Source organism: Paraburkholderia caffeinilytica, assembly GCF_046030355.1.
Taxonomy (GTDB): domain Bacteria; phylum Pseudomonadota; class Gammaproteobacteria; order Burkholderiales; family Burkholderiaceae; genus Paraburkholderia; species Paraburkholderia caffeinilytica_B.
Genome location: NZ_JAQQCQ010000006.1, coordinates 107402 through 132290 on the forward strand (window position 1 = coordinate 107402; position 24889 = coordinate 132290).

The following is a 24889-nucleotide window of genomic DNA, read 5'->3' on the forward strand; positions in this document are numbered from 1 at the left end:
GCTCACTTACCTAGTTCCAGAAGGAATCGAACGATGTCGTCTCCGGCCAATGCAAACGACCGCCTCGCGGATAGCGCGTTTGCCCGCTATCCGAGTCTCGTCGACCGAACGGTGTTGATCACGGGCGGCGCGACCGGTATCGGCGCATCGTTCGTCGAGCATTTTGCGGCGCAGGGCGCGCGCGTCGCGTTCTTCGATATCGACGCGACCGCGGGTGACGCGCTCGCCGACGAACTCGGCGATTCGAAACACAAGCCGCTGTTCCTGCCGTGCGATCTGACCGACGTCGACGCGCTGCAAAAAGCGATCGCTGACTTGAAGGCTGCGATCGGTCCGATCCAGGTGCTGGTGAACAATGCGGCAAACGATAAGCGTCACCAGATCGGCGAAGTCACGCGCGAGTTTTTCGACGCGGGCATTGCGGTGAATATCCGTCACCAGTTCTTCGCCGCGCAAGCGGTGATGGAGGACATGAAAGCTGCCAAAGCGGGTTCGATCATCAATCTCGGGTCGATCAGCTGGATGCTGAAGAACGGCGGCTACCCGGTGTACGTGATGTCGAAATCGGCGGTGCAGGGTTTGACGCGCGGCCTCGCGCGCGACCTCGGCCACTTCAACATCCGCGTCAATACGCTGGTGCCGGGCTGGGTGATGACGGAAAAGCAGAAGCGCCTGTGGCTCGACGACGCGGGCCGTCGCTCGATCAAGGAAGGGCAGTGTATCGACGCGGAACTGCAACCGGCCGATCTTGCGCGCATGGCGCTTTTCCTCGCCGCGGATGACAGCAGGATGATCACCGCGCAGGACCTCATCGTCGACGGAGGCTGGGCGTGAGTGCGGGTCAGCCGGCACCTGCCGCGACGCTGCTGCTCGATACGCAATGCACGCTCGGCGAAGGCGCGACCTGGTGCGCGAAGACAGGCCGCTTCTACTGGACCGATATCGAAGGCGCGCAACTGTGGCGCTATGACCCGAGCGACGGCCAAAGCATGTTCTGGCGCATGCCCGAGCGTCTCGCCACGTTCGCGTTGTGCGCCGACCCGCGCTATCTGCTGCTCGGACTGGCGACGCATCTGGCGTTCTTCGATCTGGCAACGGGTGTGACGCAGCGTATCGTCGACGTCGAACCGGGCTTGAATACGCGCGTGAACGACGGCCGCTGCGACCGCCAGGGCCGTTTCGTGTTCGGCACGAAAGACGAAGGTTCGCCGCTGCAGGCGGTGGGCGGGTTTTACCGGCTGAATCACGATTTGTCGCTGGAGCGTTTGCCTTTACCCGCACCGGCCGTCTCGAACGGCATCGCGTTCAGTCCTGACGGCGCGACGATGTACTACTGCGATTCGCCGACGCGCGAAATCCGCGTCTGTGACTATCGCGTGGACGGCAGCATTGCCAACGATCGGGTGTTCACCAGATTGACCGACGCAACCGGCGAGCCCGACGGCTCGACGGTCGACCGCGACGGCGGTGTGTGGAGCGCGCAATGGGGCGGCAAACGCGTGGTGCGATATGGCCCCGATGGCGTGGAAACCGAACGCGTCGACGTACCGACGGCGCAGCCGAGCTGTGTCGCGTTCGGCGATGCCCCAAGCGGGCTTCCTGCGGGGGCCGCGCAACTGGACACGCTTTACATCACGAGTGCGCGTATCGGTCTCGACGCGGCGGCGCTCGCGAATGATGCGCACGCGGGCGGCGTGTTTATCGCAACGCCCGCACGGCAGGGTTTGCCGGAACCGGTGTTCCAAGGCTCGCCCGCCTAGCGCAAAATGACGCAGCCTCGGCGTCGAGGCTGCAGCGAAGGGCAGTTGGGCAGTGATTGAGAAAGTGCATCAGGAGTCGATGTCGCAAAACCAGTGGCAGCAAATCGGCAGCATGCCGTTCGGACCCAGAGGCGACCGGTTCAAAAAATCGCCCAACAGCATCCGTCAGCAATGACGGCAATGTCCCACGCCTCTCGATGGAGCCAGATATGACTGTTGCGAATCCTGTTTCCGCTTCTTCCCAGAGCCGGCGCGCGCGACTCAACGCGGCGGCCAACCCGGTGCATCCGGGGCCCAGCACGTCGGCGGTTGCGGTCGGGGAGACGAGCGGCGGCGAGCTCGCGTGCATCACGCTTGCCAACGCGCATTTGCGCCTCGACGTCGCGCCGACGCTCGGCGGCGGCGTCACCCGTTTCGACTGGCGTAACGACGGCGCGCTCACGCCGATTTTCCGGCGCTGCCGCCGGGTCGCGGCCGATACCCAGCCGAACGAGCTGGCCTGCTATCCGCTCTTGCCGTATTCGAACCGGATCGGCGGCGGTCATTTCAATGTGGCGGGACGGCGCGTCGACGTACCGCAAAATCGCGCCGACGAACCGTTGCCGATTCATGGCGACGGTTGGCTCTCCGCCTGGCAGGTCGCGGAATCGGACCGTGAAAATGTCCGTCTGACGCTCGATCGCCACGACGGCAAGCCGTACGCGTTCCGGGCGACGCAAACTTATACGCTGGACGGCCCCACGCTCGTCATCACGCTGGAAATCGAGAACACCGGCCGCGAGGCGTTGCCTTTCGGGCTCGGCGTGCATCCGTTTTTCGTGCGCGACGCGGACACCGAACTCTCGGCGGCGGCCGGCGGCCTGTGGCTCTCCGGCGACGACTGGCTGCCGGTGCGTCACGTGCCGGCGCCGCCCGCGTGGCAATTCGGCGTGGCGTATCCGTTGCCGGAAGCCATCGTCAATCACGCGTTCACGGGCTGGAGCGGGCAGGCAGCGGTGGTGTGGCCGAAGCGCCGCCTGTCGCTGAATATCGCCGCTGACACCGACTACTACGTGCTGTATACGCCGCCGCGTGAAGACTTCTTCTGCTTCGAGCCGGTCGATCATCCGATCAACGCGATGAATCTGGCGGGCGGCGCGTGCGAGAACGGCATGACGATGTTGAGGCGCGGCGAGTGCCTGACGCGCACGTTCCGCTTCAGCGTGGAACGCACGGGTTTGCGCTCGATGCCGGGCGTGCGCGGCTCGCGGCGGCGGCAGTAGCCGGTGAGCGAGCAGGGCAGAGCGCCCTGACGCACCGGCTATGCCCCGGGTCCGCGTGTGACGACCGGCCGCGGTCTGCCGCGCAGGACAGGTAAAATACGCGCCTCTTCCGTTATCGGCTCGCCGCGAGACTCACCATGTCCAATTTCATCCAGACACTCAACGACGCCTGGCAGCGCACGAACTCGCTGCTGTGCGTCGGCCTCGACCCCGAGCCCAGCAAATTTCCGGGCGCGCTCGCGGGGCGGCCTGAAGCGATTTTCGACTTCTGCCGCACCATCGTCGATGCGACCGCGCCTTATGCGTCGTCGTTCAAGCCGCAGATCGCCTACTTCGCCGCGCATCGCGCGGAAGACCAACTCGAGCAGCTGATCGCGCACATTCATGCGAACCACCCGGGTCTGCCGGTGATTCTGGACGCGAAGCGCGGCGATATCGGCAGCACCGCCGAGCAGTACGCGCGCGAAGCCTTCGAGCGCTATCAGGCGGAAGCGGTGACGGTGAATCCGTATATGGGTTTCGATTCGATCGAGCCGTATCTGGAGCACAAGGGTAAGGGCGTGATCGTGTTGTGCCGGACCTCGAACGCGGGCGGTTCGGACCTGCAGTTCCTGGAGACAGGCGGACGTCCGCTGTACCAGGCCGTCGCGCAACTGGCGGCGGACAAGTGGAACGCGAGCGGGCAGTTGGGTCTCGTGGTCGGCGCGACTTTCCCGAAGGAAATCGAAGTGGTGCGTGGCATCGTCGGCGATATGCCGCTGCTCATTCCGGGCATCGGCGCGCAAGGCGGCGATGTTCAGGCGACGGTCAACGCTGGCCGGACGGCGAACGGCACGGGCATGCTGATCAACTCGTCGCGGGCAATTATCTACGCGGGTAAGGACGACGATTTCGCCGAGGCGGCAGCGAAAGCCGCGATGGAAACGCGTGACCGGATCAATGCGTTCCGGTAATGGAGAATGGTCGTCGTGACGACGGCCTTAGAATGGATTTCGGCTTTGCCCGGGTGGGGCAGGCGGCCGCCTTGAATCTTTGCCTCTGTCGAGGCCATTAGGCAAAGGGTGGCAGCCGTTGAGTTCTGTTGACGCTCGTGCTGCTCGTTGTAATTCTTCTGTGCCTGTTCAAGCTGATCAAATGACCGGCTCAAGCCTCTGCCTTCGGTGGATGCCGGTCAGGTAATCGGCCCCAGCCGCTCGATAAACGCCGCATGCTGCGGATGCCTCGCCTTCAGCGCCTCGACCTCCGCCAGCTCGAACTCGCTGAATTCAAACCCCGGCGCGACCGTGCAACCCACTAGCGCGAACGTCGCCGGGTCCGCGCATTCCGCGGCAAACCACAGACCTGCGGGCACCACCGCCTGAAACACGGCATCCGAATGCGTCAGCGCATTGCCTAGCTTGTGCGTAATCAGCGAGCCTGCTTCGTCGAGCACGTGGACATTCAACGGTTCGCCGGCATAAAAATGCCAGACCTCGTCGGATTTGATCCGATGCCACGCCGAATGCGCGCCGTCACAGAGCAAGTAATAAATCGCGGTGGACGCCGAGCGCGTCTGCGTTGAACCGTCATCGCGGCGGACGGATTCCGCGGACCGATACGTTTCGCTGAAAAATCCGCCTTCCGGATGCGGCTTCAGATCGAAGCGGCGGATCAACTCGTCTTTGGCTGCGTGCGACGTAGGCGTGTTGGGCATTGTGGGTGGCGCCTCGGTTTTGAACCAGACGTTAGTTAGTGTTCGCGCTCGTCGAGCAGGGCCAGCACGCCGCGCAGCGCATGCGCGGCGGCCTGCACGCGGATCTTTTCCCGGTCGCCCTTGAAGATCCTGGTTTCCACCGATGTATGCAGCCGATTGCTCCAGCCGAACGACACCATGCCAACCGGCTTGGTTTCAGTACCGCCGCCCGGGCCGGCAACGCCTGTAATCGATAGCGACACCTGCGCGCGACTGTTGCGCAGCGCGCCCTCGGCCATCGCGCGCGCCACCTGTTCGCTGACCGCGCCGTGCTTTTCGATCAGGTCGGCTGGCACGCCGATCATTTCGGACTTCGCCTGATTGGAATACGTGACGAAGCCGCGCTCGAACCAGCCGCTGCTGCCGGAAATATCGGTGATCGCGGTGGCTACCATGCCGCCCGTGCAGGATTCGGCGGTGACGAGCATCAGGCGTTCGTCGCGCAGGCGGTTGCTTACGCGAATCGCAAGCTGGTGAACCACGGAATCGGTAGGCATGGCGTCAATCCGGAAAACGGGAAACTGCTGCGGTAGGCAATCGGCGACTGGCGGCCGGCGGCCAGTGGACCAAGGCCGACCGGCACCGCCCGCGAGGCAACGGTTAAACCGACATGCGCCAGAGCGCAATCACGAGCAACGTGAAAAACGCGGCGACCAGGTCATCGAACATGATGCCAAAACCACCTTTCAGTCGACGGTCGAAATAGCCGATTGGTGGCGGTTTCACCATGTCGAAGAAGCGGAACACGATGAACGCCCAGAGTTGCCCGGTCAGCGTGACCGGCGTGACCATCAGCAGCACCAGCCAGAACGCGATGATTTCGTCCCAGACGACCGGCGACGGATCGTCGGTGCCCAATTTCTTCGCGGTAAAGCCGCAAATCGCAATGCCGCCGAAGAAGCCGGCGACAATCAGCACGGCCCACTCGACCACGGTCAGATAACGGCTCAAGACCGCGAACGACGCCCAAGCGAACAGCGTGCCGACGGTGCCGGGCGCAACCGGCGACAAGCCGCTGCCAAAACCCAGCGACAGAATGTGCAGCGGATGCGACAGCATGAAGCGCGCAGTGGCGCGGCGCGGCTGAGGGCGCGGCGCGCGCGGGCCGGAGGCGTTGGGCTGCGGATTGCCGATCAGATCGTCGGCGGGGACCAGCGGGGGATCAGTCTGCATGGAAATGGTCGAAGCCTTGCAACGTCAGAGTGAGCGGCGCGCCGGCGGCATCGCGCCAGCCGATCGCCGGGCGGTCAGCCGCCGTTTGAAGAGCGTTTATTGTACCGATGCGGGTGACCGGTAAGGCTACCTCGCGGCCGGCTGCTTCGACCTTGGCGCGCGCGGCGACCGGCGCGGTGAAGCACAACTCGTAGTCGTCGCCGCCGGCTAGCGAGCAGCGTTGCTGGATCTCGGGTGCGAGGCGGCGCAGCGCGGCCGAACGCGGTACGGCGTCGATGTCGACGGTGGCGCCCACGTTTGACCGCTCGAGAATGTGCAGCAGGTCGCCGGCGAGTCCGTCCGAGAGATCGAGCGCCGCATGCGCGATGCCTCGCAGCGCGAGACCGAGGGCGATGCGCGGCTCCGGGCGTTCGAGGGCGCGACGAAACGTCGCAGCGTCGCTGGCATCCGCCGACCACTCGCCGCGCTGCAGGCCGAGGCCCGCGCGAGCGTCGCCGAGCGTGCCGGAGATCCAGATGTCGTCGCCCGGTTGCGCGGCGTCGCGGCGGAGTGCAGCTTGCGACGGTACGCTACCGAACACGGTGATGCACAGGTTCAATGGGCCGCCGGTCGTGTCGCCGCCGATCAGATCGCAGCCGTAGCGTTCAGCCAGCGCGAAGAGGCCATTGCTGAAGGCGGCGAGCCACGCTTCGTCGGCCTTGGGCAGCGAAAACGCCAGCGTGAACGCCTGCGGTTTTGCGCCCATCGCGGCCAGGTCCGACAGGTTCACCGCGAGCGCTTTGTGGCCGAGCGCCTCGGGATCGACGTCAGGAAAAAAGTGGCGGCCTTCAACCAGCATATCCGTCGATATCGCCAGCATTTCTCCGGCGCGCGGCGCGAGCAGCGCGCAGTCGTCGCCAATGCCGAGCGCGCCCTTGGCCGCACCGGACGAGATAGCGGCTGCGCGGCGGCCGAAGAAGCGATCGATCAGCGAAAACTCGGAGAGCATGGTGGCAATGGATGAACAGGTAAGTGCAACAAAAAACCGCTAACGGCGTGCATTGTACGAAGATGCGTGCGGGTAAACACCTTATCCGCATGCAACTCCGCTTCAAAAGACAGTTGGCCGAAAGCGCGCCAAATCTGCCTTTCGTTATGTTTCAGTCGCGGCAGTTGTACCCGTATTGAAGGAATTGAGCCGGCAATTGGGGCTACAATGCCGTCGAACATCTATTCTAATCCGCCCTTAGAAGCCCGCCTTATGTCGACTCCCGTCAATACCAAACTCCGCGAAGCCGCCCTCGATTATCACGAGTTCCCGACCCCCGGGAAGATCGCGATCGCCCCAACCAAGCAGATGATCAACCAGCGCGACCTCGCGCTGGCGTACTCGCCGGGCGTCGCGTTCGCGTGTGAGGAAATCGTCGAAAACCCGCTGAACGCCGCACGCTTCACCGCGCGCAGCAACCTGGTCGGCGTCGTCACGAACGGCACCGCGGTGCTGGGTCTCGGCAACATCGGGCCGCTCGCCTCGAAGCCGGTCATGGAAGGCAAGGCCGTCCTGTTCAAGAAGTTCGCCGGCATCGACGTGTTCGATATCGAGCTGAACGAGTCCGATCCGCACAAGCTGGTCGAGGTGATCGCGGCGCTCGAGCCGACCTTCGGCGGCATCAATCTGGAAGACATCAAGGCGCCGGACTGCTTCATCGTCGAACGCGAATGCCGCAAGCGCATGAAGATTCCGGTTTTCCACGACGACCAGCACGGTACGGCCATCGTTGTCGCGGCGGCCATCACCAACGGCTTGAAGGTGGTCGGCAAGGACATCAAGAAGGTCAAGCTGGTGTCGTCCGGCGCGGGTGCGGCGGCGCTGGCGTGTCTGGATCTGCTCGTCGACATCGGTCTGCCGCTTGAAAACATCACCGTCACCGACCTGGCCGGCGTGGTCTACAAGGGCCGCGTCGAACTGATGGACCCGGACAAGGAGCGCTTCGCGCGCGAAACCGAGGCGCGCACGCTCGCTGAGGCGATCGGCGGCGCGGACATTTTCCTGGGTCTCTCGGCCGGCGGCGTGCTGAAGCAGGACATGGTCAAGCAGATGGCTGACAAGCCGCTGATCCTGGCGCTCGCGAACCCGACGCCGGAAATCCTGCCGGAACTGGCGCTCGAAGTGCGTCCGGACGCCGTGCTCTGCACGGGCCGTACGGATTACCCGAACCAGGTGAACAACGTGCTGGTGTTCCCGTTCCTGTTCCGCGGCGCGCTGGATGCGGGCGCGACGACAGTGACGCGTGAAATGGAAATTGCAGCGGTCAATGCGATCGCCGAACTGGCCCGCCAGGAGCAAAGCGATATCGTCGCGACCGCGTATGGCATCCAGGATCTCTCGTTTGGTCCGGAATATCTGATTCCGAAGCCGTTCGACCCGCGCCTGATCGTCAAGGTCGCGCCGGCGGTGGCGAAGGCCGCGATGGATTCCGGCGTCGCCGAGCGTCCGATCGAGGACATGGAAGCGTACGAACAGCATCTGCAGCAGTTCGTGTATCACAGCGGCACGACTATGAAGCCGATTTTCCAGCTGGCGCGCAGCGTCGAGCCGGAGAAGAAGCGCATCGTGTTCGCGGAAGGCGAAGAAGAGCGCGTGCTGCGTGCGATGCAGATCATCGTCGACGAAAAGCTCGCGAAGCCGATCCTGATCGGCCGTCCGGCAGTGATCGAGCAGCGTATCGCGCGTTATGGCCTGCGCCTCGTCGCGGGTCAGGACTACACGGTTGTCAACACCGACCACGACGAGCGTTACCGCGATTTCTGGCAGCAGTATCACAAGATGATGTCCCGCAAGGGCATCACCGAGCAGATGGCGAAGCTCGAAATGCGCCGCCGCACCACGCTGATCGGCGCGATGCTGGTGGAAAGGGGCGAGGCGGACGGCATGATCTGCGGCACCGTGTCCACCACCCATCGCCACCTGCACTTCATCGATCAGGTGATCGGCAAGAAGCAAGGCGCGAAGGTCTATGCCGCGATGAACGCGCTGGTGTTGCCTAACCGCCAGATTTTCCTGGTCGATACGCACGTGAACGTCGATCCGACGCCGGAGCAGCTTGCTGAGATCACGATCATGGCCGCCGAGGAAGTGCGCCGTTTCGGTATCGAACCGAAGGTTGCCCTGCTGTCGCATTCGAACTTCGGCTCGAGCAATGCGCCGAGCGCGCAGAAAATGCGCGACACGCTGGCAATCCTGCGCGAGCGCGCGCCGGACCTGCAAGTGGACGGCGAAATGCACGGCGACCTCGCGCTCGACGCGAATCTGCGCCGCGAAGTGCTGCCCGACTCGACGCTCGAAGGCGACGCGAACCTGCTGGTGCTGCCGAACATCGACGCGGCCAACATCTCGTACAACCTGCTGAAGACGGCCGCGGGCAACAACATCGCGATTGGCCCGATGCTGCTGGGTGCGGCCAAGCCGGTGCACGTGCTGACGGCGTCGGCTACGGTTCGCCGCATCGTCAACATGACGGCGCTGCTGGTTGCAGACGTGATCGCGTCACGCTGATCGTTGGTTCGGGAATGAAGCGTGGCGTCGCCTGAATGGGCGCCATGCAAAAAAAGGCGTGCCCGCAATGGGCACGCCTGTGGGTGAACAGGGGATTGCCACCCTAAAAAGGCCAACAGAGACTAGCTACCCTTCGAAAGACTGCAGAAATTGCCAGACTTTCACCACAGGGAATGGGCTGCGCAATGGGCGCCCCATGGGTCTGAACCCACCCCAATTCGCGTCGCCAGGTTAATTTTAGCTTGCACAGGCTAAATTTTCTGTCAAAAGTCGTCAAAGCCCGTTCCGTGGCTCTTTCCCGCGCGATAGGATGTGTTTGCCGGTCCGGTGAACGTTGATTCTGTGGGGTTTTAGCGATACCCTTACGACTTTCATGGTCGTCAAACTCGTGATCTAACAGCGGGGAACCTTGATTCATGGCACGCAAGTGGCTGCGCATTAAAGGCGTGCTGATCGGTGCTTTGACGCTCTGCGCTTTATCCGGCTCCGTGCCTGGCGCGTTTGCGCGCGACTACACGGCATCTGCCGAACCACAAGCTCAGGTGCAGGGCACTATCGCAGCGGCGCAGTTGCCGCGCGAAGCGGTCAATACATTGAACTTGATTGCCGCGGGCGGGCCTTACCCGTATGAGAAGGACGGCATCGTATTCGGCAACCGCGAACGGTTGCTGCCGCCGCATCGGCGCGGCTATTACCACGAATACACCGTTCCTACGCCTCGTTCTCGAAACCGCGGGGCGCGTCGCATCGTCTGCGGAGGTCCGCTACAGCGGATCGACAACTGCTTCTATTCGGACGACCATTACACCAGTTTTAATCGTATTGTTGAATGACATCGGGATGAACGGCATGAGCGACAACGTCTACGCGCACGACTCCGGAGTCGCGACGGATCTTTTCGCGGCCGGCGACGGCAATTTGTTCCAGCGCGTCATGCGGATGCGCGCCGGCGACCAGGGCCGGGATAACCAGAGCGAAGCCAGCACTGTGCTTTCATCGAACGAGGAGCCCATGAGTCTTTTCCAGACCGTACGACCGAACATCGTACAGTCGATCCGCGCGTTTCGCGTGCAGGATCTCGCTGACGAGGCCAATCAACTCGGCCAGCATTTTCTGTACGCGTATTGCGCAAACGCTCAGTCCAAACAGGAAGTGCTGGAGACCATTGCTACGTCGTTCCTGTTTCCGAAGCATTTCGGCAAGAATTACGACGCGCTCTACGATTGCCTGACCGATCTGGTTCAGAAAGCCGGCACGCAGCCTGGCTTCGTAATCGTGCTCGAGCAACTGCCGGTCGCACAAAAGTTCGACAAGGAAGGGCGCGAGACGCTACTGGACGTGTTCCGCGAAGCGGCTGAGTTCTGGGCCGAGCGCAAGGTCGCGTTCCGGGTGTTTTATTCGTTTGCCTGAGGTAGGCGCGAATAGAGTGCCGCAGCACTCGCTGCTGCCGAAAAAGAAAGAGTAAGGCCCGCCAATTGGCGGGCCTTTGTTTTAGGTGCTTGAAAATTGACTTACCAGCCGCCCCAGCGGGCGGCCAGCGCCGACAGCACGGCGATACCGGCGGTTTCCGTGCGCAACACGCGCGGACCGAGACCGACTGCGGTAAAGCCGTGATCGGTCGCGGCGGCTTCTTCCGCCGCCGAAAAACCGCCTTCCGGTCCGACTAGCACAGTCACGCGCCCGAACGGCGGATTAGCGGGCAGCGCCGAAAAGCTGATGCTGGCGCGCGGCGACAGCAGAATGCGCATTTCGCCTTCTTCTGGTGTGCGAGGCAGCGCGCCGAGCCAGGTGGCGATCTCGCGCACCGGCATCACCTCGGGCAGGCGATTGCGCCCGCACTGCTCGCACGACGCGCGCACGATGCCCTGCCAATGCACATGCCGCCGCTGCGCGCGTTCACCGGAAAGACGCACGACGCTGCGCGTGGTGGTCAGCGGCACAAAACACGATGCCCCGAGTTCGACCGCCTTCTCGATGAGCCAGTCCATCTTGTCGCCGCCTGCAATGCCCTGTGCGAGCGTGAGGTGATACGGCGCTTCCACTTCGATCTTGCGGAGTTCGTGAATTCTGACCTTGGCCGAGCGGCGTTCGACCTCGACGAGTTCGGCGCTGTATTCGCCGCCTTCGCCATTGAAAAGCACGATCGAATCGCCGGGCTGCAAACGCAGCACGAGGATGTGGCGCGTGACGTCATCGGGCAACTGCATGATGTCGTCGGGCTTGAGAGGCGTACCGACGAAGAAGCGAGGCATCAGAAAAATACTCATTGGTTCAGGAAAGGTGGCGAGCGAGCGCCCAACGGTAGCCGTCCAGATCTTCGACCTGGGCAAACCGGTCGCCCCAGAATTGATCCTGTGGCTCGCTCAGCGATTTTGCGCCGGCAGCCAGCGCCCGCGTGTAAACCGCGTCGACATCGTCGACATAGACATAGAACGATTGCGGCGCAATTGCGCCCGCGCTTTTGGGTGTTTTCGCCGCCGAGCCGAACGCGCCTTCCGGCGCGAACATCACGATCAGCTGGCCCTGATAGGTCATCTCGACATGCATGACGACACCGTCGTCCTGGACGCTATCGCGCACCTCGAAGCCGAACGCTGCTTCAAAGAATGCGGTTGCGGCACGTGCGTCGCGCACCGTCAGATAGGGGGTCAACCAGGGCACACCGGCTGGGCGGGATGCGGTCATGGGGTTCTCCGGATCTAGTGGGGTTGCGGGATGCATGCTGCAAGGCCAGGCGGGCGGACGCGTATCGATACACCGATAGCGCGCGCCGACCGAACCGTGCATTTTGCCCACGCATTAGCTGGATGGCTTTAAGAATTGACTTAGTTTATCGCGCACGGACCGGGATGCCGAGAATAGTCCGGCATGCAGCAACGGGTCATAGTGCCTCAATGAGTCGATTCGACGCGCGGCAACGCGCTCGGCGAGTGCTTCGACGGTGAGGGTGGTGGGGTCGAGCGTGTCGCTGGCAGTCGCCATCATCCAGAGCGAGCCGTAAAGCGGGATGAAGGCGCTCAACGTGCGGACAATGGCGAAAGTGTCGCGTAGCTCGTCGAGCAGGCCGGCGATGCGTTCCGCGTGGAAGTAGGGAGAACCGAGATGCAGCGAGAGTGCGGCGGTCGGGCTCATGACGCGCTTGAGCTGCCTGTAGAAGTCCGGCGTGTATAGGCCTGCGGCTGGCGAGTCCGGCGGCGTCAGGTCGAACACGACCAGATCGAACTGGGGAGTGGCGCCGAGGGCATCCACAGCGGGTCTTGATGCGGGGACCGTAGCAACTGTTTGTGCTGCAGCCGTGGCCGGCGTGGTGGCGGGAGCCGGTGCACGTGACCCTTTAGGCGCAGTGTCGGGCGCTTGCGTCACCGCCTGGGCCGCCTCTGCGACGTAACGCGCAGCGTCGCCGATCACCAGTTCGACGCGCGGATCGTCGAAAGCGCCGCCGTGCACTTCGGGCAGATACTCGCGGGTCATGCGCACGACGTCGGCATCGAGTTCCGCCACCACGATCCGCTCAATGCCCGGATGCTTCAGCAACTGCCGCGCGGCGCCGCCATCGCCGCCGCCCAGCACCAGCGCTGCTTTCGGCGAGGGATGCGCCAGCGCGGCCGGATGCACCATGCATTCGTGGTAGATGAATTCGTCGCCCGTGGAGGTCATCGGACGGCCGTCGAGCGTAAACAGCCGGCCGAGCTGCGGCGTGTCCCATACCTCGATCCGCTGATAGGTCGAATCGACGCGAGCAAGCCGACGCGCGTCCGGAAATCCGTAGACGGCGTCGGTGGTGGGGTGGAACAGCAGGGGAGTGCTCACGGATGGCGGACTCTGCGTGGAGCGCGGCGGGTTGATGTTACTCAATTGTAAAGGCGCGAGCGTGGTGCGGGCCCGCCACGCGCGCGGCCACAGCTGGAAACCGCCGCATTGCCCGCCAGTAATAGTCGCCGCAGCCAGCCAAAAACTGGCGCACCACCCAGCCAGGAATCAGCACGCAGCCAGCCCGGAACCAGGCCGCCAGGCGGGTTTGCGCGCGGGGCGCCGGCAACGTTCTGTTAGAATGTCACGCTTTCAGCCTTGTCCGTTTGCTCTGCCCGTTTCGCGTCTCCTGGCGCCGCATCGTGCGCCGAAGTGGACTGGCATTCGAGCATCCGGGCCTCAAGCGCGCACCGCTTTCTGACTCTGTCTCCGGACTCGACATGACGACCCCGTCTCCCGCACCCACCTCCCTGATGGCTAACGCAATCCGCGCGTTGTCCATGGACGCCGTTCAAAAAGCGAACTCCGGCCACCCCGGCATGCCGATGGGCATGGCCGAAATCGGCGTGGCTTTGTGGTCGCGTCATCTGCGTCACAACCCGAAGAACCCGCAGTGGGCCGACCGCGACCGTTTCATTCTGTCGAACGGCCACGGCTCGATGCTGCTGTACTCGCTCTTGCACCTGACCGGCTACGACCTGCCGATCGAAGAGCTGAAGAATTTCCGCCAGATGCATTCGAAGACGCCGGGCCACCCGGAATACGGCATCACGCCGGGCGTCGAAACCACCACTGGCCCGCTCGGCCAGGGTCTGGCAAACGCAGTCGGCATGGCGCTCGCCGAATCGCTGCTCGCCACCGAATTCAACAAGCCTGACGCGAAGATCGTCGACCACCACACGTACGTGTTCGTCGGCGACGGCTGCCTGATGGAAGGCATCTCGCACGAAGCCTGCTCGCTCGCGGGCGTGCTGAAGCTGAACAAGCTGATCGCGTTCTACGACGACAACGGCATCTCGATCGACGGCGAAGTGGTGCACTGGTTCCACGACGACACGCCGAAGCGCTTCGAAGCGTACGGCTGGAACGTGATCCCGAACGTGGTCGGCCATGACGTCGACGCGGTCGACGCCGCGATCAAGCAAGCCAAGCTGTCGGACAAGCCCACGCTGATCTGCTGCAAGACCGTGATCGGCGAAGGCGCGCCGACCAAGGCCGGCAGCCACGACTCGCACGGCGCGCCGCTCGGCGACAAGGAAATCGCGGCCACGCGTGAAGCGATCGGCTGGAAGTGGGAGCCGTTCGTGATCCCGCAAGAAGTCTATGCCGCATGGGACGCAACGGAAGCCGGCGCACAGAACGAATCCGAGTGGGACAAGGCGTTTGCGGCGTACGCAGCCAAGTACCCGCAGGAAGCCGCTGAATTCAAGCGCCGTGACGCGAAGCAATTGCCTGCCGACTGGAAGGAAAAGGCGCAGGCCATCATCGCCGGCGCGAACGAGCGCAAGGAAACCGTCGCGACGCGTAAGGCATCGCAACAGGCTATCGAAGGTCTGTCGGCGGTATTGCCGGAACTGCTCGGCGGTTCCGCCGACCTGACCGGTTCGAACCTGACCAACTGGAAGGCTGCCAAGCCGGTGCGCGTGAACGCCGAAGGCAAGGCCGCCGGCAACTACGTGAACTACGGCGTGCGCGAATTCGGCATGAGCGCCGCGATCAACGGCATCGCGCTGCATGGCGGCTTCAAGGCGTTCGGCGGCACGTTCCTGACGTTCTCGGACTACAGCCGCAATGCATTGCGCGTCGCCGCGCTGATGAAGTCGCCGTCGATCTTCGTGTTCACGCACGACTCGATCGGTCTGGGCGAAGACGGTCCGACCCACCAGTCGATCGAACACGTCGCGAGCCTGCGCCTGATCCCGAATCTGCAAGTGTGGCGCCCGGCCGATACGGTCGAAACGGCGGTGGCCTGGACCCACGCGGTCGAGCATCATGGCCCGTCGTGCCTGATCTTCAGCCGTCAGAACCTGCCGTTCTCGGAACGCACGGACGCGCAGATCGCCAACATCGAGAAGGGCGGTTACGTGCTGCGCGACTGGAATGACGAGATCGTCGCGCGCAAGGTCATCCTGATCGCCACCGGTTCGGAAATCGAACTGGCGTTGAACGCGGTCGAGCCGCTGGCGCGCGAAGGCATCGCGGCACGTGTCGTGTCGATGCCGTCGACCACCGTGTTCGACAAGCAGGACGCCGAGTACCGCGAACGCGTGCTGCCGCAAGGCGTGCGCCGCGTCGCGATCGAAGCGGGCGTGTCGGATTTCTGGCGCAAGTACGTGGGTCTGGAAGGCGGCGTGGTCGGTATCGACACGTTCGGCGAATCGGCCCCGGCTGGCGTGCTGTTCAAGCATTTCGGCTTCACCGTCGAGCACGTGGTAGAGACGGCTAAAGCCGCACTCGGCTGACCTTCGGCAGGCGCGGCCGCGTGCACCCCACGCGCGGTTGCGCCGAAGGACAGACGAACATGGACGATTTTTTTTCAGCCATCAGGAGATAGACCATGACGATTCGCGTCGCAATCAACGGCTACGGCCGGATCGGCCGCAACACGCTGCGCGCCTTCTATGAAAACGGCAAGAAGCACGATATCGAAATCGTCGCCATCAACGATCTTGGCGATGCCAAGACCAACGCTCACCTGACGCAATACGACACGGCGCACGGCAAGTTCCCGGGCGAAGTGTCGGTGGACGGCGACTACCTGGTCGTCAACGGCGACAAGATCCGCGTGCTGGCTAACCGCAACCCGGCAGAACTGCCGTGGGGCGAGCTGAACGTCGACGTCGTGCTGGAATGCACGGGCTTTTTCACGACCAAGGAAAAGGCCAGCGCGCACATCAAGGGCGGCGCAAAGAAGGTGATCATCTCGGCGCCGGGTGGTAAGGACGTCGACGCAACGATCGTCTACGGCGTGAACCACCACGTGCTGAAGGCATCGGACACGGTGATCTCGAACGCATCGTGCACGACCAACTGCCTGGCACCGCTCGTCAAGCCGCTGAACGACAAGATCGGCCTCGTGAACGGTCTGATGACCACGATCCACGCGTACACGAACGACCAGGTTCTGACGGACGTGTACCACGAAGACCTGCGCCGCGCGCGTTCGGCCACGCACAGCCAGATCCCGACCAAGACCGGTGCTGCATCGGCGGTCGGCCTGGTGCTGCCGGAACTGAACGGCAAGCTGGACGGCTACGCGATTCGCGTCCCGACGATCAACGTGTCGGTCGTCGACCTGTCGTTCATCGCCGCGCGCGACACGACGGTCGAAGAAGTCAACGCGATCATGAAGGAAGCCTCGGAAGGCGCGCTGAAGGGCATCCTCGGCTACAACGAGGCGCCGCTGGTCTCGATCGACTTCAACCACAATCCGGCATCGTCGACGTTCGACGCCACGCTGACCAAGGTGTCGGGCCGTCTGGTGAAGGTGTCGAGCTGGTACGACAACGAGTGGGGCTTCTCGAACCGCATGCTGGACACGGCTGTGGCGCTGGCTAACGCGAAGTAAGCGTGTTCTAGCTTCGTGAGTCTCTGCTGCTGTTGGCCTTGGGCCGGTGGCAGGGCAACGGTAAAAAACCGCTCTTCGGAGCGGTTTTTTTACGCCTGCGGCGTCGGGAAATAGACGCCGGCGCGCTGCGCGGCGTTCGAGATATGCGTTTCGATCGCCTTGCCTGCGGCGGCGGAATCGCGCGCCTTGAGCGCGTCGAGAATCGCCCGATGCTCGGTGTAAGTGGATAGCACCAGCTCGCGCCGGTAAAACGGCATCCGCTGGCTTTCCTTCATGATTTCCGCGGCGCTGCCCAGAATCGACTCGATCGCCGCGTTGCCGGCAATACTCACGATGCGCATGTGGAAGTCGTAGTCGAGGCGCGCGGCTTCGTCGAGTTCGTCGCAGGCGAGCGCCGTTTGCATGGCCGCGATGTTGTCCTCGAACCAGGCGAGGTCGGAATCACTGACGGCCAGCGCCGCCATGCGCGCGATAAAGCCTTCCAGCGCAAAGCGCATCTGGTAGGTATCCGGCAGCGACGACTGCTCCGCGAAGCGCCACGATTGTGCCGCCGCGGCTTGTGCACTTTCCACATACACGCCCTTACCGGGGCGGATCATCAGCAAACCGAGCGCTTCGAGCGTCGAGAGCGCCTCGCGCAAAGAGGCGCGGCTGATCGCCAGTTCCTCGGAGAGCTGACGCTGCGCCGGCAACAAACTGCCCACCGGATAGACGCCCGCTTCGATCCGTTCGCGGATGGTCGCGATGGCGGCATCGGTGACGGTGTGCGGAACGTTTTTCATTGTGGCTCACTTGGGTGCGCGGTCTGACCAGCATTGTAGTACGCGTTCTGAACGCTCGTGCGAGCAGCCGTTCAGAACGTGCAATCAGATCAGGAAATAGGCGGAAGACAGCGGGTAAACGCTATTTAATGAATCCTTGACGCCAGTATATCGGCTTCCTACTATTCGCCATAACAGTACTGGTCGGACCAGTCTGAACAGATGTGAATCCTAACCAGGAGGAAGCCGTGTTGAAGTTCTTCAATTCGCTGTTTGGCCGGGTCGTCATAGCGTTGGTGGCGGGCATTGTGATCGGCGCCGTGTTCCCGCATTTCGCCCAATCGCTGCGCCCGCTCGGCGACGGCTTTCTCAAGCTGATCAAGATGGTGATCGGCCCGATCGTGTTCTGCGTGGTGGTGAGCGGCATGGCGCATGCCGGCGATCTGCGCAAAGTGGGCCGCGTCGGTCTGAAGGCGGTGATCTACTTCGAGGTCATGACGACGATTGCGCTCGTGATCGGCGCAGTGCTGGCTTACGCCACGCGGCCTGGCGTCGGCATGAATATCAACCTGCATTCGCTTGATCCCGCCTCGCTCGCGACCTACACCGAGCACGCGAAGAGTCTCAAGGACACGGCCGGCTTCCTACTGAAGATCATCCCCGACACAGCGATCAACGCATTCGCGACCGGCGACATTCTGCAAATCCTCGTGTTTTCGGTGCTGTTCGGCTCGGCACTGTCGCTGCTGGGCAATAAGGCGCAGCGCGTGAGCAGCCTGATCGACGAGCTTTCGCAGGTGTTTTTCCGCGTGATGGGTTTCATCATCAAGCTCGCGCCGCTCGGCGTGCTCGGCGCGATCGCATTCACGACCGGCACGTATGGTGTCGAATCGCTCAAGCAACTCGGCATGCTGGTGCTGGTGTTCTATGCGAGCTGCATTGTGTTCGTGGTGGTCGTGCTGGGTGTGGTGATGCGGCTGGCCGGTTTCAGCATTTTCAAGCTGATCCGCTATCTGCGCGAAGAATTGTCCATCGTGCTTGGCACCGCTTCGTCCGACGCCGTTCTGCCGCAGATCATGCGCAAGCTCGAATGGATGGGCGTCAAGGATTCGACCGTCGGGCTGGTGATTCCGACCGGTTACTCCTTCAATCTGGACGGCTTCTCCATCTATCTGACGCTTGCTGTGATTTTCATTGCGCAAGCCACCAATACGCCGCTGTCCATCCATGACCTGATCGTGGTGGTGCTGGTGTCGCTGGTGACGTCGAAGGGCGCGCATGGCATTCCTGGCTCGGCAATCGTGATTCTGGCAGCGACGCTGTCTGCGATTCCGGCGATCCCCGTGCTCGGTCTCGTGCTGATTCTGCCGGTCGACTGGTTCGTCGGTATTGCCCGCGCGCTGACCAATCTGATCGGCAACTGCGTCGCAACGGTGGTGGTCGCCGTGTGGGAAAACGATATCGACCGGGCGCGCGCGCATCGCGTGCTGAACCGCGACGCAGCGTTGCGCTACGTGCCGGCAGGCGAAGACGTAGGCGCTGAGCCGACCGCAGGAGAACACGCTCCGGCCGTCTGAACAGGCGCGATCTCAACGCAGCTCGCCGCCCTTCGGCCAGATCTATCGCTATTCAACCGCGCGCCAACGCAGCGCGCGTTCTGCCCCGGCGGATGCGTTGACTCCGCCGCTTCTTCCTTACTTTTCGTTGCCCGACTGAGACTATGGCTAATCCGATCCTCGACCCCAACGCTCCCGCTTTCACCCGTCGCTACATGAACCTTGCCGACCCGCGTCTGGGCGCGCAGGCGCTCCACGCGAGCGACGAATTCTTCGCGCCGAAAGAACGCATGCTCGAGCCGCAGCCGGCGGTGTTCATTCCCGGCAAGTACGACGACCACGGCAAATGGATGGACGGCTGGGAAACGCGCCGCAAGCGCACCACCGGTCACGACTACTGCGTGATCCGGCTCGCGCGGCCGGGCGTCGTGCACGGTGTCGATCTGGACACGAGCCACTTCACCGGCAATTTCCCGCCGGCGGCGTCGATCGATGCGTGCTACGTGGACGGCGACGTTCCCCCGGACAACGCCGACTGGCAAACGCTCGTGCCGGCCACCACGCTGCAGGGCAACCACCATCATTACGTCGAAGTCAACGACGCACGCGCGTTCACCCATCTGCGCGTGAATCTGTATCCGGACGGCGGTCTCGCGCGTCTACGCGTGTACGGCCAGCCGAAGCGCGACTGGGAGCGCGTCGAGCGCGGCACGCTGCTGGATCTGGCCGCGATCGAAAACGGCGCCTACCTCGTCGCCGCGAACAACCAGCATTTCGGGCCGGCCTCGCAGATGCTGATGCCGGGCCGCGGCGTCAATATGGGCGACGGCTGGGAAACGCGACGCCGCCGCGAGCCGGGCAACGACTGGGCAATCGTCGCGCTCGCGCGGCCGGGCGTGATTCGCAAGATCGAAGTAGATACGGCGCACTTCAAGGGCAATTACCCCGATCGCTGTTCGGTGCAGGCGGCCTCGGTAACGGGCGGCACGGACGATTCGCTCATCACGCAGGCGATGTTCTGGCCGGTGCTGCTCGGTGAACAGAAGCTGCAGATGGACCACGTGCACACGTTCGCGGACGACATCGCGTCCCTCGGACCGGTGACGCATGTGCGTTTCAATATCTTCCCGGACGGGGGCGTGTCGCGCCTGCGTTTGTGGGGCGAGATCGTCTAACGGAGCGGCGTCGATGAAGACCTTGCATGTGGAACGTCTGACGCGCGCGGCCTTCGTGCCGTTCGGCGACGTCATCGAACTGGACGGCGCGCACCATTTTCCGATCAACGGCGGCACGACCGAGCGCTATCACGACCTCGCCAAGGTCGACGTGACGGAGCATGGCGGCCGGCCGCTGATCAATCTGTTTCGGGCGCAGCCGCGCACGCTGCCGATCGAAATCGCGATGATGGAGCGGCATCCGCTGGGCAGCCAGGCTTTCATTCCCTTAACGGCGCGCCGCTATCTGGTTGTCGTGGCGCCCGCGGGCGAGTTCGATCAGGCACGGATGCGGGCGTTCTGGAGCGACGGCTGGCAGGGCGTGAACTATGCGAAAGGCGTTTGGCACCATCCGCTGCTCGCGCTCGATCAGGTGAGCGATTTTGTAGTCGTGGACCGGGGCGGCGAGCAGCCCAACTGCGACGAATTGCCGTTGACCGAGCCGTGGCGGCTGCTGTTCGAGGCGAGCGTCGAGTTGGCGGAGTAGCCTGAATCTGGCGAGTACCAAATTGCTGGAGCAGATCTGACTCGCAACACGGCGACAATGCCGTGCATGCAAAGCGGCACGGGCGTTCCAGCGCAGCCATGGTCGCCGCATACGTAAAAAAACCCGGCCGATTGCCATCGGCCGGGTTTTTCTTTGCCCACTGCCGCGCACCCCGACGCGGCCGGCATCTCACTCACTCAACTTCAGTGCTTGCGATGCGGGCAATCCTCCTTGGTACACGCACCGTACAGCGCCAGCGCATGTTCCTGCAGCTTGAAGCCGCGTTCCTTCGCGATGGATTGCTGCCGGCTTTCGATCTCGGAGTCGAAAAATTCTTCGACGAGCCCGCAATCGAGGCAGACGAGGTGGTCGTGATGCGACCCTTCGTTCAATTCGAACACCGCTTTGCCCGATTCGAAGTTGCTGCGCGAGAGCAGGCCAGCCTGCTCGAACTGCGTCAGCACGCGATACACGGTTGCCAGGCCGATATCGAGTTCTTCGTGCAACAGGTTGCGATAGACGTCTTCAGCGGTCAGGTGGCGTACCGGGCTGTGCTGAAAAATCTCAAGGATTTTGAGGCGCGGAAGGGTCGCCTTGAGCCCGATATTCTTGAGATCGGTTGGATTGGTCATGACAAGGGATCCCTAGAGTACAATGCTGGGCTCTCATAGTAATGTGTTTTTGCCGTTCTGGTCATCTTCGATGGAATGAAACTCGCGCGGCTCGTCAACGGGCCCGCACGGTGAGTGAAATGATTTCAAAATCTCAATTGATCTACCGGGGGAGCCGCATGCGGGGTACCTTGATCGCTGTTGCGACTGTCGCGGTTCTTGCCGGATGTTCCACTTACGACAGCCTGACACAGCGCATTGCCCAAAGCATTACGCCGTACCGTATTACGGTCGTGCAAGGCAATTTCGTTTCGCAGGAAGCAGCCGCTCAGATGCAGGTCGGCATGTCGCGCGCGCAGGTGAAGCAGTTGCTCGGCACGCCGCTTTTGACCGACATGTTCCACGCGGACCGCTGGGACTACGTGTTCTATTTCAAGCGCGGCTCGACTAACGTCGTGCAGCAGCGCGACTTCGTGATCCTGTTCGCGGGCGACCGCGTCGCCAGCTGGTCGGGTGGCGACGATCTGCCGTCCAACCTCGAGTTGCTGGCGGAAATCGACGGCGACAAGTCCGGCAAGAAGAAGGCTGCGGTGCCGAACGTGGCAAGCGCCACAACCGGCGCCAGCGCGCCGGTGGCTACTGTGGACACCACGCGCTCGCCGTCCGTCGACGGCGCCGCCACAGTGGGCGCACCGTCCACGGATGCCAACGCCGAAGCCGCGCAAGCCGCCAATCGGCTGACCAACGCGGTGCAATCGCCGTCGGGCAAAACGCAGTCGTCCGTACGTTCCACCGCGCCGACCGCCAATGGCGGCGGTATTCCGCCGCAGGGCCCAACGAGCGCGGGGCAGCCGCAGTTCCAGTTCACGCGTCCGCCGCCGCCGCAGATTCCGGGCACGCAAGACAATCCGGTGGGCCCGACAGGCCCCCAAAGCAGCAATGGCGGCCCAACGCACAACGCGCCGTTGACGTCTTCTGCGTCTACTGCGGGAACGGGCGGCTAAACACGCTGTCCTTCTCTGTGGACGGTTAAGACGGGCGCTGCGTCGGAATGCCGTACGCCGCGCCCGTCGGTTTTTCTGCTGTACCTGTATAGGTCGTTTGTCGTTCCTGTATGTGCGGCGTCCGGGTGTACTGGCCGCCGCTGCGTTTGCCCGCATTTGTCGGCTTTTGCCGCGTTTTACCCCTTTCGAACCCTCGTAGCCATGAAAATTGCCATTGCTGGCGCATCGGGCCGTATGGGCCGGATGCTCATCGAAACCGTCCTCAATGATTCCGACGCCACGTTGTCCGGCGCGCTCGACCGTGCGGGTTCCCCGCAACTCGGCCAGGACGCCGGCGCGTTTCTCGGCAAACAGACGGGTGTGCTGCTGACGGACGACGTCGAGCGCGTGTTCGCCGAATCCGACTACCTGATCGACTTCACGCGCCCTGAAGGCACGCTGATGCATCTGGAAGCCGCGCAGCGCCACAACGTCAAAATGGTGATCGGCACGACCGGCTTCGACAACGAACAGAAAGCGCAACTGCGCGCCGCGGCGGAGAAGATCGCCATCATGTTTTCGTCGAACATGAGCGTGGGCGTCAATGTCACGCTGAAGCTGCTCGAATACGCCGCGAAGCATTTCGCAACGGGCTACGACATCGAAATCATCGAGGCACATCACCGCCACAAGGTCGATGCACCGTCGGGCACCGCGCTGACCATGGGTGAAGTGATCGCCCACGCGCTCGGCCGCAATCTCGACGACTGCGCGGTCTACAGCCGCGAAGGCGTGACCGGAGAGCGCGATCCGTCCACGATCGGTTTCTCGGCAATTCGTGGCGGCGATATCGTCGGCGATCATACGGTGCTGTTTGCCGGCATCGGCGAGCGCATCGAGATCACGCACAAATCGGCGAGCCGCCTGTCGTATGCGCAGGGCGCGCTGCGTGCTGTACGTTTCCTCGAAGGGCACCAGAACGGCTTCTTCGACATGCAGGACGTGCTCGGCCTGCGGTGAGTCTTCAACGGGGTCAGTGCAGGGCTCCGTGAGGCCCCTGTAATCACTTTCCGATAGCGAGGTCAGATGGCAGGCAGCAGCGGCATCATCCATTACCTGGAAACCAGCGACGCGATCACGCATGGCGTCGCGTACGTGTTGCTGGCTATGTCGATTGCGAGCTGGTGTTTTCTGATCGTCAAAAGCTGGATTCTCACGCGCGCCAAACGTCAGGCTGCGCCGGCGATTGCCCAGTTCTGGCAGGCGTCGACGCTGGCGGACGGTGTCGCGGCATTGAAGCGCATGGATCGCGAGCGCGTTTTCGCGCCGCTCGCCGAGGCCGCGCTGCATGCGGCCGAAGTCGATATTCCCGGCGCGCTGCTTGCGCGCGTGGAGCGCAGCGAGCGGGTGCTGAGATCGCTGCGCCAGGCGCTCAACGCGTCGCAGCGGCGGCTCGAATTTGGCCAGGTGTTGCTGGCCTCGGTGGGGAGCACCGCGCCGTTCGTCGGTTTGCTCGGCACCGTTTGGGGCATCTATCACGCGCTCGGCAGCATCGCCGCGAGCGGTCAGGCGCAGATCGAAAACGTGGCAGGACCGGTCGGCGAGGCGCTGATCATGACGGCTTTTGGCCTCGTGGTCGCGATTCCGGCGGTGCTCGCCTATAACGTGCTCGGGCGGATGGTGCGGCAGTTGTCGGAAGAACTCGACGGCTTTGCGCACGATCTGCATGCCTACGTGTGCGCGCCGGCGGATCAGTCCCGGCCCCAGCCGCAGCATCAGCAAGCTCAGGCCCGAACCCACCAGGCATAACGCCGAAGCGGGAAGAGAGACGGAGGCGATATGGCATTCGGTGGACTCGAGAAAAAGCAGGTGGCTGCGCCGATGGCCGAGATCAACATGACGCCGTTGATCGACGTGATGCTCGTGCTGCTGGTGATTTTCATCATTACGGCGCCTTTATTCACGCACGCGATCCGGCTCGATTTACCCAAAGTCGCGGCGGCGCCCGCGCGGCAAACGCCGCAAACCATTGCTCTTTCAATCGATGCCGGCGGCAAGCTGTATTGGAACGGCACCGTCATTACGCTGCAGCAGATGCGCGCGCGATTCGTGGAGGCGGGCAAACAGGAGCAGGCCGACCAGCCGGAGATTCAGTTGCGCGCCGAACGCTCTACGCGTTATGAGGTGATCGCGCAGGTGATGGGCGCGGCGCAGCAGGCCGGGCTCGAGCGGATCGGCTTCGTAACCGATCCGCCGCCGCCGGGAGCTGGCCAGTAGCATCGTTGGCGTTGCTGCCGGTGTGAGCCAGTACGCTCGTTAGTTACGCCGCCGTGGGGAATGGGCGGGCGGTAGCGTAGCTAGAGCCACGCAAGACCGCATCAGTCCCAATCCGGCCGGACCCCATCGCGCCCACGCACCGCGCCGCGCGGCGCGCCCGTCCGCGGACGGTATAATCAGCCCTTTCCCCCGCAGAAGGGGAAACGACGCCATTTCATCC

At 63.2% G+C, this 24889-nt stretch carries 25 protein-coding genes; 16 read left to right on the forward strand and 9 right to left on the reverse strand.

The annotated features are described in order from the left end of the window. Nucleotides 1–33: 33 nt before the first annotated feature. From PQQ95_RS11730 to pyrF, 4 genes are all read left to right on the forward strand, one after another. Entirely contained in the window at nt 34–834 is an 801-nt protein-coding gene (locus PQQ95_RS11730; protein ID WP_408437559.1) for an SDR family NAD(P)-dependent oxidoreductase, read from the forward strand. Further along, nucleotides 831–1760: an SMP-30/gluconolactonase/LRE family protein gene (locus PQQ95_RS11735; protein ID WP_408437560.1), complete on the forward strand. Its 930-nt coding sequence runs from the start codon at nt 831–833 to the stop codon at nt 1758–1760. Before PQQ95_RS11730 ends, PQQ95_RS11735 begins: the two co-directional genes overlap by 4 nt. Nucleotides 1761–1969: 209 nt before the next feature. Beyond that, nucleotides 1970–3022, forward strand: a complete 1053-nt coding sequence (locus PQQ95_RS11740) for an aldose 1-epimerase (RefSeq protein ID WP_408437561.1) — start codon at nt 1970–1972, stop codon at nt 3020–3022. 137 nt (nt 3023–3159) lie between these two features. After that, on the forward strand, nt 3160–3975 hold the full coding sequence (pyrF, locus tag PQQ95_RS11745) for an orotidine-5'-phosphate decarboxylase (RefSeq protein WP_408437562.1): 816 nt from the start codon (nt 3160–3162) through the stop codon (nt 3973–3975). A gap of 218 nt (nt 3976–4193) precedes the next feature. On the opposite strand, the gene PQQ95_RS11750 is transcribed toward pyrF, so the two are convergent. The 4 genes from PQQ95_RS11750 to thiL form a co-directional block, all read right to left on the reverse strand. Continuing rightward, complete coding sequence (locus tag PQQ95_RS11750; RefSeq protein WP_408437563.1) at nt 4194–4715, reverse strand: cupin domain-containing protein; 522 nt, start codon at nt 4713–4715, stop codon at nt 4194–4196. A gap of 35 nt (nt 4716–4750) precedes the next feature. After that, nucleotides 4751–5251 carry a CinA family protein gene (locus PQQ95_RS11755; protein WP_408437564.1) on the reverse strand — a complete coding sequence of 167 codons (501 nt, stop codon included), beginning with the start codon at nt 5249–5251 and terminating at the stop codon, nt 4751–4753. A gap of 103 nt (nt 5252–5354) precedes the next feature. Beyond that, nucleotides 5355–5927, reverse strand: a complete 573-nt coding sequence (locus PQQ95_RS11760) for a phosphatidylglycerophosphatase A family protein (RefSeq protein ID WP_408437565.1) — start codon at nt 5925–5927, stop codon at nt 5355–5357. Then, nucleotides 5917–6915, reverse strand: coding sequence for a thiamine-phosphate kinase (gene thiL / locus PQQ95_RS11765; RefSeq protein WP_408437566.1), 999 nt, complete (start codon nt 6913–6915; stop codon nt 5917–5919). The genes PQQ95_RS11760 and thiL overlap by 11 nt, the downstream gene beginning before the upstream one ends. A gap of 207 nt (nt 6916–7122) precedes the next feature. On the opposite strand from thiL, the gene PQQ95_RS11770 reads away from it, so the two are divergent. The 3 genes from PQQ95_RS11770 (at nt 7123) to PQQ95_RS11780 (ending at nt 10872) form a co-directional block, all read left to right on the forward strand. Continuing rightward, entirely contained in the window at nt 7123–9462 is a 2340-nt protein-coding gene (locus PQQ95_RS11770; protein ID WP_408437567.1) for an NADP-dependent malic enzyme, read from the forward strand. A gap of 416 nt (nt 9463–9878) precedes the next feature. Beyond that, entirely contained in the window at nt 9879–10295 is a 417-nt protein-coding gene (locus PQQ95_RS11775; RefSeq protein ID WP_408437568.1) for a ribonuclease, read from the forward strand. Nucleotides 10296–10311: 16 nt separating this feature from the next. After that, nucleotides 10312–10872, forward strand: coding sequence for a barstar family protein (locus tag PQQ95_RS11780; protein ID WP_408437569.1), 561 nt, complete (start codon nt 10312–10314; stop codon nt 10870–10872). Nucleotides 10873–10973: 101 nt separating this feature from the next. Here the strand turns inward: PQQ95_RS11780 and PQQ95_RS11785 are convergent, their stop codons facing one another. The 3 genes from PQQ95_RS11785 to speE all read right to left on the reverse strand — a co-directional run bounded on the left by PQQ95_RS11785 (nt 10974) and on the right by speE (nt 13272). Further along, nucleotides 10974–11714: a 16S rRNA (uracil(1498)-N(3))-methyltransferase gene (locus PQQ95_RS11785; RefSeq protein ID WP_408437570.1), complete on the reverse strand. Its 741-nt coding sequence runs from the start codon at nt 11712–11714 to the stop codon at nt 10974–10976. A gap of 19 nt (nt 11715–11733) precedes the next feature. Beyond that, nucleotides 11734–12147 carry a VOC family protein gene (locus PQQ95_RS11790; RefSeq protein WP_054034519.1) on the reverse strand — a complete coding sequence of 138 codons (414 nt, stop codon included), beginning with the start codon at nt 12145–12147 and terminating at the stop codon, nt 11734–11736. Nucleotides 12148–12261: 114 nt separating this feature from the next. Beyond that, on the reverse strand, nt 12262–13272 hold the full coding sequence (speE, locus tag PQQ95_RS11795; RefSeq protein ID WP_408437571.1) for a spermidine synthase: 1011 nt from the start codon (nt 13270–13272) through the stop codon (nt 12262–12264). Between the two features lie 380 nt (nt 13273–13652). Between speE and tkt the strand changes: the two genes are divergently transcribed. Next, nucleotides 13653–15674, forward strand: a complete 2022-nt coding sequence (gene tkt, locus PQQ95_RS11800; protein WP_408437572.1) for a transketolase — start codon at nt 13653–13655, stop codon at nt 15672–15674. Between the two features lie 95 nt (nt 15675–15769). Then, a complete protein-coding gene (gene gap / locus PQQ95_RS11805; RefSeq protein ID WP_169485299.1) occupies nt 15770–16780 on the forward strand; it encodes a type I glyceraldehyde-3-phosphate dehydrogenase in 1011 nt (336 codons plus the stop codon). Between the two features lie 89 nt (nt 16781–16869). On the opposite strand, the gene PQQ95_RS11810 is transcribed toward gap, so the two are convergent. Further along, nucleotides 16870–17562, reverse strand: a complete 693-nt coding sequence (locus PQQ95_RS11810) for a FadR/GntR family transcriptional regulator (RefSeq protein WP_408437573.1) — start codon at nt 17560–17562, stop codon at nt 16870–16872. 227 nt (nt 17563–17789) lie between these two features. Here PQQ95_RS11810 and PQQ95_RS11815 point away from each other — a divergent pair, with 227 nt between their 5' ends. The 3 genes from PQQ95_RS11815 (at nt 17790) to PQQ95_RS11825 (ending at nt 20798) form a co-directional block, all read left to right on the forward strand. Then, nucleotides 17790–19118: a C4-dicarboxylate transporter DctA gene (locus tag PQQ95_RS11815; protein WP_408437574.1), complete on the forward strand. Its 1329-nt coding sequence runs from the start codon at nt 17790–17792 to the stop codon at nt 19116–19118. Nucleotides 19119–19261: 143 nt separating this feature from the next. Next, the gene (gene alc / locus PQQ95_RS11820; protein ID WP_408437575.1) at nt 19262–20272 is read left to right on the forward strand and encodes an allantoicase; all 1011 of its coding nucleotides are present in this window, start codon (nt 19262–19264) and stop codon (nt 20270–20272) included. Between the two features lie 13 nt (nt 20273–20285). Further along, entirely contained in the window at nt 20286–20798 is a 513-nt protein-coding gene (locus PQQ95_RS11825; protein WP_408437576.1) for an ureidoglycolate lyase, read from the forward strand. A gap of 203 nt (nt 20799–21001) precedes the next feature. Here PQQ95_RS11825 and fur read toward each other — a convergent pair whose 3' ends face one another. Next, the gene (gene fur / locus PQQ95_RS11830; RefSeq protein ID WP_408437577.1) at nt 21002–21430 is read right to left on the reverse strand and encodes a ferric iron uptake transcriptional regulator; all 429 of its coding nucleotides are present in this window, start codon (nt 21428–21430) and stop codon (nt 21002–21004) included. A gap of 158 nt (nt 21431–21588) precedes the next feature. Here fur and PQQ95_RS11835 point away from each other — a divergent pair, with 158 nt between their 5' ends. The 4 genes from PQQ95_RS11835 (at nt 21589) to PQQ95_RS11850 (ending at nt 24669) form a co-directional block, all read left to right on the forward strand. After that, nucleotides 21589–22413: an outer membrane protein assembly factor BamE domain-containing protein gene (locus PQQ95_RS11835; protein WP_408437760.1), complete on the forward strand. Its 825-nt coding sequence runs from the start codon at nt 21589–21591 to the stop codon at nt 22411–22413. Between the two features lie 201 nt (nt 22414–22614). Continuing rightward, nucleotides 22615–23412 (forward strand): 4-hydroxy-tetrahydrodipicolinate reductase, encoded by a 798-nt coding sequence (dapB, locus tag PQQ95_RS11840; RefSeq protein ID WP_408437578.1) that lies wholly within the window; start codon nt 22615–22617, stop codon nt 23410–23412. A 66-nt stretch (nt 23413–23478) separates the two neighbouring features. Continuing rightward, on the forward strand, nt 23479–24201 hold the full coding sequence (locus PQQ95_RS11845) for a MotA/TolQ/ExbB proton channel family protein (protein ID WP_408437579.1): 723 nt from the start codon (nt 23479–23481) through the stop codon (nt 24199–24201). 30 nt (nt 24202–24231) lie between these two features. Then, entirely contained in the window at nt 24232–24669 is a 438-nt protein-coding gene (locus PQQ95_RS11850; RefSeq protein WP_408437580.1) for an ExbD/TolR family protein, read from the forward strand. Nucleotides 24670–24889 lie beyond the last annotated feature (220 nt).

Coding starts and splice junctions, on each gene's coding strand:
- PQQ95_RS11785 (WP_408437570.1), bottom strand. CDS start 11,714: ATGCCTCGCTTCTTCGTCGGTACGCCTCTCAAGCCCGACGACATCATG.
- PQQ95_RS11780 (WP_408437569.1), top strand. CDS start 10,312: ATGAGCGACAACGTCTACGCGCACGACTCCGGAGTCGCGACGGATCTT.
- PQQ95_RS11775 (WP_408437568.1), top strand. CDS start 9,879: ATGGCACGCAAGTGGCTGCGCATTAAAGGCGTGCTGATCGGTGCTTTG.
- PQQ95_RS11850 (WP_408437580.1), top strand. CDS start 24,232: ATGGCATTCGGTGGACTCGAGAAAAAGCAGGTGGCTGCGCCGATGGCC.
- PQQ95_RS11770 (WP_408437567.1), top strand. CDS start 7,123: ATGCCGTCGAACATCTATTCTAATCCGCCCTTAGAAGCCCGCCTTATG.
- PQQ95_RS11845 (WP_408437579.1), top strand. CDS start 23,479: ATGGCAGGCAGCAGCGGCATCATCCATTACCTGGAAACCAGCGACGCG.
- gap (WP_169485299.1), top strand. CDS start 15,770: ATGACGATTCGCGTCGCAATCAACGGCTACGGCCGGATCGGCCGCAAC.
- alc (WP_408437575.1), top strand. CDS start 19,262: ATGGCTAATCCGATCCTCGACCCCAACGCTCCCGCTTTCACCCGTCGC.
- PQQ95_RS11825 (WP_408437576.1), top strand. CDS start 20,286: ATGAAGACCTTGCATGTGGAACGTCTGACGCGCGCGGCCTTCGTGCCG.
- thiL (WP_408437566.1), bottom strand. CDS start 6,915: ATGCTCTCCGAGTTTTCGCTGATCGATCGCTTCTTCGGCCGCCGCGCA.
- PQQ95_RS11755 (WP_408437564.1), bottom strand. CDS start 5,251: ATGCCTACCGATTCCGTGGTTCACCAGCTTGCGATTCGCGTAAGCAAC.
- PQQ95_RS11810 (WP_408437573.1), bottom strand. CDS start 17,562: ATGAAAAACGTTCCGCACACCGTCACCGATGCCGCCATCGCGACCATC.
- PQQ95_RS11790 (WP_054034519.1), bottom strand. CDS start 12,147: ATGACCGCATCCCGCCCAGCCGGTGTGCCCTGGTTGACCCCCTATCTG.
- PQQ95_RS11740 (WP_408437561.1), top strand. CDS start 1,970: ATGACTGTTGCGAATCCTGTTTCCGCTTCTTCCCAGAGCCGGCGCGCG.
- tkt (WP_408437572.1), top strand. CDS start 13,653: ATGACGACCCCGTCTCCCGCACCCACCTCCCTGATGGCTAACGCAATC.
- PQQ95_RS11835 (WP_408437760.1), top strand. CDS start 21,589: ATGCGGGGTACCTTGATCGCTGTTGCGACTGTCGCGGTTCTTGCCGGA.
- PQQ95_RS11730 (WP_408437559.1), top strand. CDS start 34: ATGTCGTCTCCGGCCAATGCAAACGACCGCCTCGCGGATAGCGCGTTT.
- dapB (WP_408437578.1), top strand. CDS start 22,615: ATGAAAATTGCCATTGCTGGCGCATCGGGCCGTATGGGCCGGATGCTC.
- pyrF (WP_408437562.1), top strand. CDS start 3,160: ATGTCCAATTTCATCCAGACACTCAACGACGCCTGGCAGCGCACGAAC.
- PQQ95_RS11760 (WP_408437565.1), bottom strand. CDS start 5,927: ATGCAGACTGATCCCCCGCTGGTCCCCGCCGACGATCTGATCGGCAAT.
- PQQ95_RS11750 (WP_408437563.1), bottom strand. CDS start 4,715: ATGCCCAACACGCCTACGTCGCACGCAGCCAAAGACGAGTTGATCCGC.
- fur (WP_408437577.1), bottom strand. CDS start 21,430: ATGACCAATCCAACCGATCTCAAGAATATCGGGCTCAAGGCGACCCTT.